The organism is Streptomyces lacrimifluminis (assembly GCF_014646095.1).
Taxonomy (GTDB): Bacteria; Actinomycetota; Actinomycetes; order Streptomycetales; family Streptomycetaceae; genus Streptomyces; species Streptomyces lacrimifluminis.
On the sequence record NZ_BMMU01000010.1, the window covers coordinates 87,972 to 102,561 of the forward strand.

The window sequence follows — 14,590 nt, forward strand, 5'->3', positions numbered from 1 at the left end:
CCGCAATGGCGAGGGCCGTCGTGTGGCTCAGGCGGGGAGATCTCTGCCTTTGACGGAGTCGACGAACGATCTCCAGGTAGTCGTGACGAAGATGACCGCAGGGCCGTTCGGATTTTTGGAATCGCGGACCGGTATGCCGTCGGGGTGGCTGTCTGATATCTCGATGCAGCCGCCGTCCCCGTTGTCGCTGTGGCTGGATTTGCGCCAAGTGGATAGGGTCGACGCGTCAGGAATCTTCTTCAAGTTCGTACTCTTTCAAATATCTGCGGATCAGGTCGAGTGATTCATTGTCCGTGAGAGCCAGGGATCTGGCTATGTCAAACTTTTGCGTCAACTGGAGAACTCTGCTTGAAGATTCTACTAGTTCTCCAGTTGTGAAGCTTTCGACTGCTGCGATCGTCTCGCCATCGGGCAATGTTCGCAAGGTAAGGCTGCCGCCGAGTACGGGGTGCGCACCTGTATCGAACGGAAGTACCTGTACGGTCACATGCGGGCGAGCGGCGATTTCCAGTACATGTTTGATCTGCTCGATCATGCACCTTCGCTTACCGATTGGGCGCCTGAGCGCGGCTTCGTCCATGATTGCCCAATAGTAAGGTGGTCGGTCGCGGTCTAGGATTCGCTGTCGTTTCATTCGGAGAGTGACCAGCTCGTCCAATTGCCCTTCGGTTTTGCCCGGTTGCGATCTCCGGAAGAGTGCCCGTGCATATTCAGGAGTCTGCAGAAGTCCGGGGATGATGCTGCTCGTGATGACCTGGATACGCGTGGCCTCAGCCTCTTTGTAGAAGGCCACTCGAAAGTAGTCCGGAACGAGAGTGTCATGCGCCAACTCCAGTAGCTCGGCCAGCACTCCATCAGCGTCGAAGAACTCGTCCAGCGTGTTGACCAACGCCTCCGAAGGCAGCTGCTCCCCAAGCTCCACGCGCCCCAAGTAGCTGTGCGAGTAGCCGCCCACGCGTTCGGACAGCTGACGTAGCGACAGGCCCTTGCGTTCGCGGAGCCGTCGTACCCGTCTGCCGACCCTCTCCTCGTGCCAACTCGCTGTCACCCAAGGGCGTTCGGTGACAGTCCAAGCATGTACCCGACCTGCTCCATCGGTCATGTTGGTGACGGTCGGAATACAGAGCGTAGCTACCCGTCCGATCGGGATGCGCACACACGAGGCATGAGGTGTACGGAGTGACCACGACGCAACACGAGGACGAGTTGCCCCCGGCGCGCGGGGCGTTGGTCTACGACCCGGTGGTGTGCAAGGCGGGGGAGTACCAGGACGTGGTGGGGCCGTACGCGATGCTGCGCCCCGTGGGTGGGGGTCGGGAGTGGCAGGCCGACCCGGCGCTGATTCGCCCGGCCACTCCGGCGGAGTGCCTCAGTGCCGAGGTCAAGGCGGCCAACGAGCGCGCCGGGCGGGCTCTGTGAGCGCGCCAGGCTCCGATACGAGCCGTCCGCCCGTTCCGGTTGCCGACTGCGCGACCTGCGCCGAACTCGCCGAGTGTCGTGAATTGGCGCGTGCGGTGTTCGACCGCAGCGCGGAGACGGACACCAACGTGTTGATGCGCCAGCATCAGCGGCAGGCCCACGAGAGTCAGGCTCACCCGGGGCGTACCCGGCGGACGTTCCGGTACGTGCCGTTCACGATCGTGCAGGATGCGACGGCGGAGCCCGAGTATGCGACACGGTGCGTCTCGGGGGATGAGGCCGAGTGCGGTGCCGAGTCTGGTGTACGGGGCCATCCCGCAGACGTCGAGGAGTGGCAGCGCAGGCACACGCAGGAGACTCGGCACGCGCGGTACCGGCGTACGTTCGCGGACTACGCGGTCATGGAACCGCTGGGCGGGTTCGAGGCGGGACTTACGGTCGGCCTCGAACCGGCGCGCGTCGCGCGGGTGCGTACGTCGTGAGGCGCTTACCACTCCGTCTCTCCCTCACCTCCCGCAGTCGCTGAGAAATTTCCCCGCACTCCCTTCAACCTTTCCGCCCCGAACGCGCTCAAGAACAGGTGAGACCGAGACCTGTGAGACGTGTGAGGGGCGTGATGCGTATGAGGCACGTGTGCCTTTACGGCATGTGAGCTCAACAGCCATACGCGGGACGGGAAAAGGGAGAGTGGATGTCGGCGACGGTCCGGCAGCGGGACTTCGAGGAGTACGCGCGGGCAGGCCGGCAGCGGCTGTACCGGACGGCGTATCTGCTCTGCGGCGACCGCGAACACGCCCGTGACCTGGTCCAGTCCACGCTGGCCCGGCTCTTCCAGCACTGGCACCGGGCGAGCCGGGCCGAGCACCTCGACGCCTACGCCCGTACCGTCCTGACCCGGCTGTTCCTGCACGAGCGCCGTCGCCGGCTGCGCGATCTGCTCGCCCACGCCCGCCCCGACCCCGCGCCCGCCGAACCCAGACCCGAGCTGCGCGTCACACTCATGGCCGCGCTCGCTGAACTCCCGCCCCGGGCAAGGGCGATGGTCGTCCTGCGCTATTGGGAGGACCTGAGCGTGTCGGAGGTGGCCGCGCAGCTGCGGTGCAGCGAGTCCACCGTCAAGAGCCAGTGCTCCCGCTCCCTGACCAGGCTGCGCGCGGTGCTGGGCGAAGCCCATGTGTACACCGCCGAGTACTGACCCCCGTACGCCTCCAGCGCTGAGAGGAACATCCGTGTACGACACGCCACCCGGCCGCCCGGACCAGCCCGCGCCGGACGCCGGGTCCGACGACGAACTCGTCGGGGAGCTGCGGGAACTGATGGGGCGCGCCGCCGCCGGTCTCGCGCCGCTGCCCGATCTGACGGAGGAGGCGGTACGCCTCGGCAGGCGCCGCCGGGTCCGGGCGCGGGCCGCTGTGGCAGGCGCGGTGACCGGGGTCTTCGTGATCGGGGGCATCGGCTCGGCCCTGCTCAGCGGTGCGCTGAGCGTAGGCGGAGGCCTGAGCGATCCCGCGTCCCCGTCCGCCGGCCCGGCGGTCGCACCGCCTGCCGCCACTTCCGCGACGCCGCCGGCATCGCCCTCCCCGGTGCCCGGGGCGACGTCGGACGCCGTCCGCCGGGCGCGGACGGCCAAGGTGCTGACCCAGACGCTGGGCGACCTGATCGGGACCGTCTCCCCGGCCGGCGCGGATCTCTTCGCCGGCCGGATCGACGGGCACACCTTCCCCGTGACGTTCCAGGTCAGGCGCGGGGCGGACGCCCTCGTCGAGTGCCCGGACCCGCCGGAGACGGCCGTGGTCTGCCGTACGGCGTGGCTGCCCGGCGGGATCGAGGCGTGGGTCGTCGTGGCGGGCGGCGATCTGTGGGGCGGTCGGTCCGTCAGCGTCAGCTACTTCTACGCGGACAGCACCGTGGTGCTGACCGTCGGCCCGGACACCGACGCCAAGGTCTCCCCACCCGTCAGCGCCGACCAACTGCTGGCAGCGGCGGGCACTTCGGCCCTGCTGTCCCAGGCGAAGTACGAGATCCAGGCGGCGGAGTACGAAGCGGAGGACGCGGCAGGAGACGGGACGGACTCCAGGGGCGAGGCCTCCCTCACCCCGCCCGCCGCGCCCGACCCCGCCCCGACCGGGCTCTCCAGCGCCGAGCCCTCCTCGGCGACCGATTCGAGCAGTACCGACAGTACGAGCGAGACAGGTGGTTTCCCCCGATGAGTGAGCAACGACGTGCCGTGACCGGGTCGCGCCGACTGAGCGCGTTACGGCGGCGGCGCAGGCGCCGGACCCGTATCGGGGCGATCGGCGCCACGGTGTGCCTCGCCGCGCTCGGTACGGCGGCGGTGCCGATACTCCTGCCCCGGCTGCTGCCGGACACCGCGTCGCAGGCCCGCTCCCCGGAGGCGGTCCTGACTCCGGCCGCGCCCAGCCCGGACACGGGGGTGTCGCAAACGCCGGGCACGGCCACCGGGAGCCCGAGGCCCTCCAAGTCCCCGGACGCCAGGAACACATCCGGGACGGGACCGGGAACGGGGACCGGGAAGGGGTCCGCCTCGCAGCCCGCCATCCCCTCCTCCGGCCCCGGCACCTTCGAGACTGCCGCGCTCGCCACCACAGGGCCCGCCTCCGGAACCCCCTTCCGCGTCCAGGTCGAGACCGGCGCGGGCGTCGACCCGGTGGACGCCGCCCGCCAGATCGCCGCCATCCTCGACGACCAGCGGGGCTGGCGTCGGGCGGGCGCCCGCTTCCGCCAAGTCACTGGTCCGGAAGCGGAGTTGACGTTCCGTGTCGCCACCGCGACCACCACGGACCAGCTGTGCGACGTGCGGCAGGCGGACCACATCGGTGAGGTCAACTGCCGTACGGGCGCCGACGTGGTGATCAACCTCAAGCGTTGGCAGCTGGGTTCGCCCGAGTTCGACGGACCGCCGGTCGAGTACCGCGCCCTCATCGTCAACCACGAGGTCGGCCACTGGCTGGGTCGCGGGCACGAGACCTGCCCGGGACCGGGACGCCCCGCGCCCGCGATGATGCAGCAGATCGACGGCCTCAAGGGCTGCGTCTCCAACGCCTGGCCGTACGACACACGGGGCCGCTACCTGAGCGGCCCCGCCGTGCCCTGAGTCGCCGGGGCCGAGTGTGGCCTACGGGCCTACGGGCCTACGGGACCGACCTCCGTCTCGCACCGCAGCCGCCGGTCCGTCCCCAACTCCCTTACTGCGCCCACCAATCGCACCCGCGCCGCATGCCGCACGTCCGCACTCGACGCCCCCAACCGCAGCTCCAGGACCCCCGGCTCGACGATCCGACGCCCCGAGCGGTCCGTGAACGCCGACAGGTCCGTGTGGAAGCGGAACGTCACCCGGCGTGCCGCTCCCGGCGCCAACTCCAGCCGCTCGTAACCGATCAGGCGCACGTCCGGTCGGGTCACCGAGGCCACCGGGTCGTGCAGATACAACTGCACGACCTCCGCCCCGGCCCGCGCCCCCGTGTTGCGAACGGTCACCGACACCTCGTAGGAACCGTCCGTCCCGATCTCGGCCGGACCGCCCTCCGCCCGACCCTCCTCCGTGAAGTCCTCCCAGGCGAACGAGGTGTACGACAGGCCGTGCCCGAACGGGTACAGCGGCGTCGGGTCCAGGCTGCTCACCCCGCCCGCCAGCCCCAGCGGCGGCTGGAGGTACGTCCACGGCTGGCCCCCGCGCTCCCTCGGCACACTCACCGGCAGCCGGCCCGACGGCATGACACGGCCCGACAGCACTCCCGCCACCGCCGGTCCGCCCTCCTCCCCGGGGAAGAACGCCTGTACGGAGGCCGCCAGCCGACCGTGCCAGCGGCCCAGAGCGTAGGGGCGGCCGGTGAGCAGGACGAGCACCACCGGCACCCCCGTCGACACCAGCGCGTCCAGCAACTCGGCCTGCACGCCGGGCAGTTGCAGTTCCGCCACATCGCAGCCCTCGCCCGACGTGCCCCTGCCGAACAGGCCCGCCCGGTCGCCCAGTACCGCCACGCACACATCCGCCTCGGCGGTTCGGGCCACCGCCTCCTCGAAGCCCCCGGTGTCCGGCTCCGAGGTGGCACAGCCCTCCGCGAACGTCACCTTGGCGTCCGGGAGTTCGACGCGCAGGGAGTCCAGGAGCGTGGGGATGTCCACGCCCAGCGGCGTCTCCGGATGGCTCGGCAGGACATGCGACGGGAACGAGTAGCAGCCCAGCATCGCCAGCGCGTCCGCCGCCCTCGGTCCGACGACCGCGATCCGGGTGTCCGGGGCCAGCGGGAGCAGCCCGTCCGGGTTGTCCAGCAGGACCACCGACTCCTCCGCCAACCGGCGGGCCAGCGCGCGGTTTCCGGCCGAGTCCAGGTCGATCGGGCCGTCCTCCGGCTCCGGCCGCCAGTCCTCGTCCAACAGTCCCAACTCGCACTTCTGCTTCAGGACGCGGCGTGCCGCCCGGTCCACCAGCGACTCCGGCACGTCTCCCGCCCGTACCGCCGTCACCAGTGCGTCGCCGTAACTCCCGATCGACGGCAGCTCGACGTCGATGCCGGCCGCCAGGGCCAGATGGGCCGCCTCGGCCGGGGTCCCGGCGACCCGGTGCAGGGACTCCAGGAAGGCGATGCCGAAGTAGTCCGAGACCACCGTTCCCGTGAACCCCCATTCCTCGCGCAGGAGTTGGGTCAGGAGATGTGGGTCCGCCGAGGCCGGGACGCCGTCCGTCTCGTTGTAGGCCGCCATCACCGAACGCGCCCCGCCCTCGCGCAGCGCCATCTCGAACGGGGGAAGCGTCACGTCCGCGAACTCCCGTACGCCCGCCCGGACCGGCGCCAGGTTGCGGGCGCCGGCCGAGGACGCGTACCCCGCGAAGTGCTTCAGCGTGGCGATGATCCCCGCCGACTCCAGGCCCCGCACATAGGCCGACCCGATCGTCCCCACCAGGTAGGGGTCCTCGCCGATCGTCTCCTCGACGCGGCCCCAGCGTGGATCCCGTACGACGTCCAGGACCGGGGCGAGGCCCTGGTGCACGCCGACGCAGGTGAGGTCCCGGCCGATGCGGGCCGCCATCTCCTCCACCAGCTCGGGGTGGAAGGTGGCGCCCCAGGCCAGCGGGACCGGGTACGCCGTCGCGCGCCAGGCCGTGAAGCCGGCCAGGCACTCCTCGTGGGCCAGCGCCGGGATGCCGAAGCGTCCGGCCTCGACGATCCGACGCTGGGCGCGGGCCAGTGCCTGCGCGCCCAGCGTCGGGTCCACGGGGGCCGTACCGAAGGGGCGCGTGAGCTGGCCGAGGCCCGAGGTGATCACCTCGTCCCACTGGTAGTCCGGGGTCAGGTCGTGCTGGTGCGGGGCGACCCCGTGACCGTCCGCCGAGGCGCCCACCCATAGGCCGTACAGCTGGGCGGTCTTCTCCTCCAGGGTCATCCGGGAGAGCAGGTCGTCGACGCGGGCGTCGGCGGACAGGGCGCGGTCACGCCAAGGGGCCGTGGTCATGAAACTCCTGTCAGAGAAGGTGGGTTCACCGGCCGTGGACTCACTTGCCGCCCACGCCCATCAAACCGCCGATCAGTGCCCGCCGGGCCACCAGATAGACGGCGAAGATCGGGATGCCGGAGAGGACGACCGACGCGAGCAGGGCGGGGATGTTCACGCCGAACTGGCTCACGAAGTTGAAGAGGCCGAGGGTCAGGACCCGGGGTTCGTCGGACTGGGTGAAGATCAACGGGAAGAGGAAGCCGTTCCAGGCCTGCAGGGCCGCGTAGATCACGACGGTGCTGATGCCGCCCTTGGCCAGGGGGATCGTCAGCTGGAACAGCATGCGCAGGGGAGAGGCGCCGTCGAGGGCCATCGCCTCGTACAGGTCCTCCGAGATGTCCCGCAGGGTGCCGGTGAGGACCAGCACCGAGACCGGCATCGCGAAGGCCGCCGTCGGCAGGATCACCGCCAACAGGCTGTCGTACAGGTCGAGTTTGGCGATCAGGAGGTACAGCGGGACCACCACGGCCTGGGCCGGGATCGCCACCCCCAGCAGGAACAGCCGGAAGGCCGCGCCCGACCAGCGGGTGCGGGCGCGCACGGCCACGTACGCGAGCGGGACGCAGAGCACGAGGACGATGCCCACGACCGTCACCGCGACGATCACCGTGTTGCTCAGCAGATGCCAGAAGCCGGAGCTGAGGACGGTGTTGTAGTTGTCGAGGGTCGGATCGGTGGGCGGCTTCAGGGGGTTGCCGGTGAGAGCCTTGTCGGGGCCGGTGAGCGAGGCCGACAGCATGGCGTAGATCGGGACGAGGACGATCACCAGCCAGATGATCGAGCCCAGGCCCGCCAGCGGGTTGGCGCGCCGCGTCCAGTGCCTGCTACGGCGGCGCCCCTCCGGCCGTTGTCGTTCCGGACGCTTGTCGGTCGTCGTGGGACGAGGAAGCGTGTCGTGTGACACTCCGTCACATCCCTTCACGCGTACTGCGCATGCCGCCGAAGCCGCTCAGCCGGATGAGGACCAGGGAGAGACCGGTCGCGGCCAGCACGAGCGCGGACGCGATGGCGCTCGCGTAGCCGAAGTCGTACGTCTTGAAGCCCGCCTCGTACATCAGGTAGGGCAGGATCGCCGTGTCCGTGCCCGGGCCGCCCTTCGTCAGGATCAGCACCGTCTCGAAGTACGTCAGCGAGCCGACGACGATCAGCACGGTCGACGTGGTGATCGTGTGCCGCAGTTGCGGCAGCGTGATCGAGAAGAACTGGCGGTAGCGGCCCGCGCCGTCGATCGCCGCCGCCTGATAGAGGACCTGGGGGATCTGGCGGGCCCCGCCCTGGTAGATCAGCGTGTGGAAGGGGATGAACTGCCAGCCGCCGACGAACACGATCGCGAGGAACGCGCCACTGGACGAGCCCAGCGTGTCCTTCTGGATGATGCCGAAGTTCGGGTCGAGCAGGGCGTAGAAGAGGATGGAAATCGCGGTCGAGGAGAGCAGGAACGGGACGAAGAAGATCGCCGAGAGGACCGCCCGGTTGCGCTGCCGGCCCGCCGCCCACACCCCCAGAAGCAGCGCCACGACCGTCTGGAAGGCCCAACTCGCCACCGTCAGAAGGACGGTGATCCCGAGGGACTGGGTCAGCCGCGGATCGTCCAGCAGCTTCTGCCAGTTGGCGAGGCCGACCGGCTTCGGGTCGCCGAGACCGTCCCACTTGGTGAAGGAGAGATAGAAGGCCAGCGCCATCGGGACGACCGCGAAGAAGGTGAAGAAGAGCACCGCGGGGAGCGCCCAGACGGCACCCGGCCGCCCGGCCCGTATCTTCCCCGCCCTTCCGCCCCCGGAGGTGACCGTGGAGCTCACTTCAACCCCTTGCAGGCCGACACGAACTCACTCGGCGACGACTTGCCCGTGAAGAGCTTCCCGATCTCCGTGTGCATCTTGGTGCCCAGCTCGTCGCCGAGCGCCTGGTCCCAGGAGAGCGTGAACGCGGGTGCCTGCTGGACCAGGTCGTACTGGAACGTGGCGTACTCGGGGTTGGGCGCGGAGGACAGCAGCGCCGCCGCGTTCGAGGTCGTCGGGACATCGCCGAGGGCCACCAGGTCCTTCGCGTACGCCTCGGACGCGCAGTCCTTGAGGAACGCGATCGCCGCGTCCTTGTTCTGCGTACGGGGGTTGATCGACCAGTAGTTGGTGGGGTTGCCGACGACGTTGCGCACGTCACCGGTGCCGTCCTCGATCTTCGGGAAGGCCGCCCAGCCCAGGCTCGACTTGGCGAAGTCGGGGAACTTGCCGAGCTGCGTCGAGTACTCCCACGAGCCCATGAGATGCATCGCCGCCTTGCCCTTGGCGAACACGGCAGGGGCACCGCCGTTGACGTACGACACCGAGGTGAACTTGGAGCCGAAGGCGTCGTCGTCGACGAGTTGCTTCACCATCTCGGCGGCCTTCAGCATCGCCGGGTCACCCCAGCCCTCCGCGTCGCCGTCCTGGATCCGGCGGAAGACCTCGGGCCCGCCGATACGGTCCACCAGGTACTCCAGCCACATCAGTTCGGGCCAGAGGTCGGAGCCGCCGAGGGCGAACGAGGTGATCTTCGCCTTCTTCAGCTTGGTGTTGATGTCGAGCAACTGGTCCCAGGTGGTGGGCGGTTGGAGCTTCTGCTCGGCGAAGACGGTCTTGTTGTAGAAGAGGATCACCGGCTGCATACCGCGCATCGGTATGCCGTAGTGGCGGCCCTTGAGGTCACCGGCGGCGAGGACGGAGGGCAGGAAGCCGTTCTTCAGCACCGGGTCGTTCTCGATGATGTCGGTCAGGTCGACGATCTTGTCGGCCTCCTGGTACGCCTTGATGGAGCCGCCGCCCCAGTTGAAGAAGACGTCCGGGGCACTGGGCGACCCCATCGCCGTGCGCAGCTTGGCCGAGTAGTCCGAGCCCGGGATCTTCTCCAGCTTGACCTTGCCCTTGGTCGACTTCGCCGCCGCCGACTTGTTGAACCGCGCGACCGCCGCGGTCTGGACCTTCACCGCGTCGTCCCCGTACACGAACGCGGTGACCGTGTCCCCGCCACCGCCCGAACCCTCACCCGAGCCGCAGGCGCTGAGGCCGGTGGTGAGCAGGGCGGAGGCGCCGGCACCGAGCACCCAGCGCCTGCTGAACGCCGTACCGGTGGACCCTGTGGACCGCCCTCTGTTCGACTCCATGACTGCACCTCTCGCGAATGTTCTGAACGAAACCTGAACGAGTCTCTGTACGAATCTTTCGGGTGGTACGTCGAATGTTCCGGAAATTTATGGGGGGACAAGGTCTTCGTCAAGAGGTCGCGCAGGGATACGATCGCGGCCATGAGACCCTCGAAACCTGTTGAAACGCAGACGGCACCGCAGTCCACCCAGACCGCGACACTCGCCGAGATCGCCCGTGAGGCAGGCGTCTCCGCTCCGACTGTTTCGAAGGTGCTCAACGGCCGCGCAGATGTCGCCCCCGGGACCCGGACCCGCGTCGAGGACCTGCTGCGGGCATACGGCTACCGGCGCCGCCGCGCCGAGGCGACCCGCTCCCCGCTGATCGACCTGGTCTTCCACGAGTTGGAGAGCGCGTGGGCGATGGAGGTCATCCGGGGGGTGGAGAACGTGGCGCGCGAGGAGGGGCTGAGCGTCGTCCTCTCGGAGAGCGCGGGCCGCCTCACCCCGGGCCGCACCTGGGCCGACCAGGTCGCCGCCCGCCGCCCGCACGGCGTGATCCTCGTCCTCTCCGGCCTCGACGAGTCCCAGCGGGCGCTGCTGACCAGCCGTTCCATCCCGTTCGTGGTGATGGACCCGGCGGGCGACCCCGGGGACAACGTGCCCTCGGTCGGCGCCACCAACTGGCAGGGCGGCCTGGCGGCCACCCGCCACCTCGTCGACCTGGGCCACACCCGCATCGCGTCGATCAGCGGCCCCTCCCGGATGATGTGCAGCCGCGCCCGCGTCGACGGCTACCGCGCGGCGCTGGAGACGGCGGGCCTCCCGGTCGACCCCGCCCTGCTGAAGGTGGGCGACTTCCACCACGAGACGGGCTACCGCGCCGGCCTCGAACTCCTGCGCTCCCCGACCCGCCCGACCGCCGTCTTCGCCGGCAACGACCTCCAGGCCCTCGGCCTGTACGAGGCCGCCCGCGAACTCGGCCTGCGCATCCCGGAGGACCTGAGCATCGTCGGCTTCGACGACCTGCCGATCGCCCGCCTGGTCGGCCCCCCGCTGACGACCGTCCGCCAGCCCCTGATGGAGATGGCGGAAACGGCGGCCAAGCTGGTCCTGAACCTGGGCCGGGAGGACGGCACGTCCGGGGCGACAAGGGTGGAACTGGCGACCAGCCTGGAGGTCCGCAACAGCACGGCGCCGCCGCCAGCCGTCTAAAGGGGGGCAGGGCGCCTCCCCAAGGGGCGCGGGGCTGTATCGGTCCGCGGCTCCGCCGCGTGGCGCGCCAAGCCAGAGCGCACCTGTACTCGAGTCGCCGGCCCGCCAGACAGGGACGCGGGGAACTGCGCGACCGGCCACAACGCACCCGCAGCCGAAACACCGGACTCCCCGCGGCACATCCGTATTGACGAGTGACGCAAGGCCCCCCAAACTGCACCGAAGTCAATCGGTTGAACAGCCGAAACTTTCGGAGGCACCCGCAATGAGCCCCTCCAGAACAGCTTTCCGACCGCGCCTGCTCGCCCTCCTCACCGGCGCAGCCACCACCGCCACACTGCTCCTCGCCGGGACGGCAACCGCGGCAGACCCCCCGCTGCGCGACCTCGCCACCGCCAAGGGCAAAGTCATCGGCACAGCCGTCACCGGCTCCAAGCTCACGGGAACGTACGGCGACCTCGCCGGCGCCCAGTTCAACGCGCTCACCCCCGGCAACGCCATGAAGTGGGAGTCCGTCGAGCCCAGCCGGGGCACCTACAACTGGGCCGAGGCCGACCAGATCGTCGCCTTCGCCCAGGCCCACAACCAGCAGGTGCGCGGCCACACCCTGGTCTGGCACAGCCAGAACCCGGGCTGGCTGGCCAACGGCACCTGGACCCCGGCCCAGCTGAGCACACTCCTCCAGGACCACATCACCACCGAAGTCACGCGCTACAAAGGCAAGTTGGCGACCTGGGACGTGGTCAACGAGCCCTTCAACGAGGACGGCACCTACCGCTCGACGCTCTGGTCGGACAACCTCGGCACCGACTACATCGCGCAGGCCCTGACCTGGGCGCGGGCGGCGGACCCCACGGCGAAGCTCTACATCAACGACTACAACGTCGAGGGCGTCAACGCGAAGAGCACGGCCCTCTACAACCTGGTCAAGTCCCTGAAGGAGCGCGGGATCCCGATCGACGGTGTGGGCCTGCAGGCGCACCTGATCCTCGGTCAGTACCCCTCGACCCTCCGGCAGAACATCCAGCGGTTCGCCGATCTGGGCGTCGACGTGGCGATCACGGAACTCGACATCCGTATGCAACTGCCCGCCACTGAAGCCAAGTCGACTCAACAGGCGGCCGACTACAAGGCCGTGGTGGACGCCTGTGTGGCCGTGACCCGGTGCGTCGGTGTGACGGTCTGGGGCTTCACGGACTCCGACTCATGGATCCCGGACGTGTTCGAGGGATACGGTGCGGCGACCCCGTACACGGAGAACTTCACCCCGAAACCGGCGTACCACGCGATCGCCCAGTCGCTCGGCGGTACCCCGTCCACGGAGGGCTGCACGGCGACGTACAGCGTCCCGAGCCAGTGGAACTCCGGGTTCACCGGACAGGTGACGATCGCCTGTCCCGCGGGCCGGTCGCTGTCGTCGTGGAAGGTGAGCTGGACCTACGGCACGGGCCAGCAGGTCACGCAGGCCTGGAACGCCACCTGCACCCAGTCGGGGACGGCGGTGACCTGTGTGAACGCCTCGTACAACGGGACGGTGCCGAGCGGTGGTTCGGTGAGTTTCGGGTTCAACGGGACGTGGAGCGGGAGCAACCCGGTACCGGCGGTCACGCTGGGGTGACTCCTGGCTGATCCCGCGCTGATCCTGGGCTGAGAAGCGTGAGATTTTCCGAAGAATCCCGGGCATGCGCTCCTGCGCGTAATAATTCGGACGTACGTTCCTCTCTGTGACGGGAGACGAAAGACAGACGTCGGATGACGGCGGGGGCGCGGAGAGACAGGTGGGCCGACGGTCGTCGCGCTGGATGAAGGCCGTCGGTTTCACGCTGGCCGGCACCCTGGTGGTCGCCGCCGCGGGTGCGGGCTACGCCTACTGGCACCTGAACCACAACATCAAGAGCGTCGACATCAACAGCGCGCTCGGTGACAACCGCCCGGCGAAGACGCGGTCGTTGCCCTCGACAGGCGCGTCCGCCGCGGCGACACCGCTGCCGAGCGAGGCGCTGAACATCCTGGTCCTCGGATCGGACTCGCGCAGCGGCAAGCGGAACCAGGCACTGGGCGGCGGCAGCAGCGAGGGCGCGCGGTCCGACACGGCGATGGTCGTGCACCTGGACGCGGGCCGCACGAAGGCGACGATCGTGAGCATCCCGCGCGACACGCTGGTCACGCGCCCGTCCTGCCCCCTGGCGGACGGGGATTCGACGGCGGAGGCGTACGGCGCCATGTTCAACACGGCGTACTCGGTCGGTGGCCCGGTCTGCGCGGTCAAGACGGTGGAGTCGATGACGAACGTCCGCATGGACCACTACCTGGAGGTCGACTTCGCCGGCTTCGCGGATCTGGTGGACGCGCTCGGCGGCGTGACCGTCACGACGGACGAGGACATCCACGACGACGACAGCCACCTCGACCTGAAGGCGGGCGAACACCACCTCGACGGCACCCAGGCCCTCGCGCTCGCCCGCACCCGGCACGGCATCGGCGACGGCAGCGACCTGGGCCGAATAGTCCTCCAGCAGAAACTGGTCAAGGCCCTTCTCCAGCAGATCTCGTCGACGAACCTGCTGACCAGCCCGGCCAGGCTGTACGAGGTCGCCGACGTGGCCACGGCCAGTCTGACCACGGACACCGGCCTGAACTCGCTCAGCGAGCTGATGAGCCTGGGCCAGAGCCTGCAGGGACTGTCGGCGGACGAGCTGAAGACGGTGACGATGCCGGTGGTGACGGCGGCGTCCAACGCCAACCGGGTGGTCGCCCAGCAGCCGGAAGCGGCGGAATTGTGGGCGTCCTTGCGCTGAGAGGAACCCTCTGGCCCATCTGAGCTGCGGAAACGCCTCCGGGGAAAAATTCCCGAAGAAATTTCCGCAGCAGTGTCGATCCGGGCTCTCCCTGTTCGACGCACAGGTGAGAGCCCGGAAAGGAACCGGGCCCCGCCCAAGGAGGACCTCATGCCCCGCTATCTCTCCCTCGTGCAGATCGACGAAGCCACCGCCCCCGCCGAAGGCCCCAGCCCCGAGCTGATGCAGCGCATGGGCGAGCTGCTGGAAGAGATCACCAAGGCCGGGGTGATGCTCGACACCGCCGGCCTCACCCCCACCGCGCAGGGCACCCGCGTCCACTGGCAGGACGGCAGGATCTCGGTCACCGACGGCCCCTTCACCGAGTCCAAGGAGATTGTCGGCGGTTACGCGATCATGCAGTGCAAGGACAAGGCCGAGGCCCTGGAGTGGACCAAGCGCTTCCTGAAGGTGCACGAGGAGCACTGGACGGTGACCTGCGAGGTGCGGGAGATCGCGGAGGGCTGAGCAAGAGCCCTCCCCG

At 69.2% G+C, this 14,590-nt stretch carries 15 protein-coding genes; 9 read left to right on the forward strand and 6 right to left on the reverse strand.

All coding sequences use genetic code 11. From position 1 onward, the window contains the following. Window positions 1–27 precede the first annotated feature (27 nt). Entirely contained in the window at window positions 28–243 is a 216-nt protein-coding gene (locus tag IEY89_RS17100; RefSeq protein ID WP_189148270.1) for a DUF397 domain-containing protein, read from the reverse strand. Beyond that, the gene (locus tag IEY89_RS17105; RefSeq protein WP_189148271.1) at window positions 227–1,102 is read right to left on the reverse strand and encodes a helix-turn-helix domain-containing protein; all 876 of its coding nucleotides are present in this window, start codon (window positions 1,100–1,102) and stop codon (window positions 227–229) included. Before IEY89_RS17105 ends, IEY89_RS17100 begins: the two co-directional genes overlap by 17 nt. Before the next feature lie 77 nt (window positions 1,103–1,179). Between IEY89_RS17105 and IEY89_RS17110 the strand changes: the two genes are divergently transcribed. From IEY89_RS17110 to IEY89_RS17130, 5 genes are all read left to right on the forward strand, one after another. Further along, on the forward strand, window positions 1,180–1,419 hold the full coding sequence (locus tag IEY89_RS17110; protein ID WP_229695269.1) for a hypothetical protein: 240 nt from the start codon (window positions 1,180–1,182) through the stop codon (window positions 1,417–1,419). Window positions 1,420–1,502: 83 nt separating this feature from the next. Continuing rightward, the gene (locus tag IEY89_RS17115; RefSeq protein WP_229695270.1) at window positions 1,503–1,901 is read left to right on the forward strand and encodes a DUF7848 domain-containing protein; all 399 of its coding nucleotides are present in this window, start codon (window positions 1,503–1,505) and stop codon (window positions 1,899–1,901) included. Window positions 1,902–2,110: 209 nt separating this feature from the next. Next, complete coding sequence (locus IEY89_RS17120) at window positions 2,111–2,614, forward strand: SigE family RNA polymerase sigma factor (RefSeq protein ID WP_189148272.1); 504 nt, start codon at window positions 2,111–2,113, stop codon at window positions 2,612–2,614. A gap of 34 nt (window positions 2,615–2,648) precedes the next feature. Next, entirely contained in the window at window positions 2,649–3,629 is a 981-nt protein-coding gene (locus IEY89_RS17125) for a hypothetical protein (protein WP_189148273.1), read from the forward strand. Continuing rightward, window positions 3,626–4,534: a DUF3152 domain-containing protein gene (locus IEY89_RS17130; protein WP_189148274.1), complete on the forward strand. Its 909-nt coding sequence runs from the start codon at window positions 3,626–3,628 to the stop codon at window positions 4,532–4,534. Before IEY89_RS17125 ends, IEY89_RS17130 begins: the two co-directional genes overlap by 4 nt. A 29-nt stretch (window positions 4,535–4,563) precedes the next feature. On the opposite strand, the gene IEY89_RS17135 is transcribed toward IEY89_RS17130, so the two are convergent. The 4 genes from IEY89_RS17135 to IEY89_RS17150 are packed head-to-tail and all read right to left on the reverse strand — an operon-like array spanning window position 4,564 to window position 10,075. Then, window positions 4,564–6,894, reverse strand: a complete 2,331-nt coding sequence (locus tag IEY89_RS17135) for a beta-xylosidase/alpha-l-arabinosidase (protein ID WP_189148275.1) — start codon at window positions 6,892–6,894, stop codon at window positions 4,564–4,566. A 40-nt stretch (window positions 6,895–6,934) separates the two neighbouring features. After that, complete coding sequence (locus IEY89_RS17140; RefSeq protein WP_189148276.1) at window positions 6,935–7,840, reverse strand: carbohydrate ABC transporter permease; 906 nt, start codon at window positions 7,838–7,840, stop codon at window positions 6,935–6,937. Window positions 7,841–7,844: 4 nt separating this feature from the next. Further along, a complete protein-coding gene (locus tag IEY89_RS17145) occupies window positions 7,845–8,735 on the reverse strand; it encodes a carbohydrate ABC transporter permease (protein ID WP_189148277.1) in 891 nt (296 codons plus the stop codon). Next, window positions 8,732–10,075, reverse strand: a complete 1,344-nt coding sequence (locus IEY89_RS17150; protein WP_189148278.1) for an ABC transporter substrate-binding protein — start codon at window positions 10,073–10,075, stop codon at window positions 8,732–8,734. The genes IEY89_RS17145 and IEY89_RS17150 overlap by 4 nt, the downstream gene beginning before the upstream one ends. Window positions 10,076–10,216: 141 nt before the next feature. On the opposite strand from IEY89_RS17150, the gene IEY89_RS17155 reads away from it, so the two are divergent. From IEY89_RS17155 to IEY89_RS17170, 4 genes are all read left to right on the forward strand, one after another. After that, window positions 10,217–11,269 (forward strand): LacI family DNA-binding transcriptional regulator, encoded by a 1,053-nt coding sequence (locus IEY89_RS17155; RefSeq protein ID WP_189148279.1) that lies wholly within the window; start codon window positions 10,217–10,219, stop codon window positions 11,267–11,269. Window positions 11,270–11,534: 265 nt separating this feature from the next. Continuing rightward, window positions 11,535–12,887, forward strand: coding sequence for a glycoside hydrolase family 10 protein (locus tag IEY89_RS17160; RefSeq protein ID WP_189148280.1), 1,353 nt, complete (start codon window positions 11,535–11,537; stop codon window positions 12,885–12,887). Between the two features lie 184 nt (window positions 12,888–13,071). Then, complete coding sequence (locus tag IEY89_RS17165) at window positions 13,072–14,067, forward strand: LCP family protein (RefSeq protein WP_373287255.1); 996 nt, start codon at window positions 13,072–13,074, stop codon at window positions 14,065–14,067. A 150-nt stretch (window positions 14,068–14,217) separates the two neighbouring features. Continuing rightward, window positions 14,218–14,574, forward strand: a complete 357-nt coding sequence (locus IEY89_RS17170) for a YciI family protein (RefSeq protein ID WP_189148282.1) — start codon at window positions 14,218–14,220, stop codon at window positions 14,572–14,574. Window positions 14,575–14,590 lie beyond the last annotated feature (16 nt).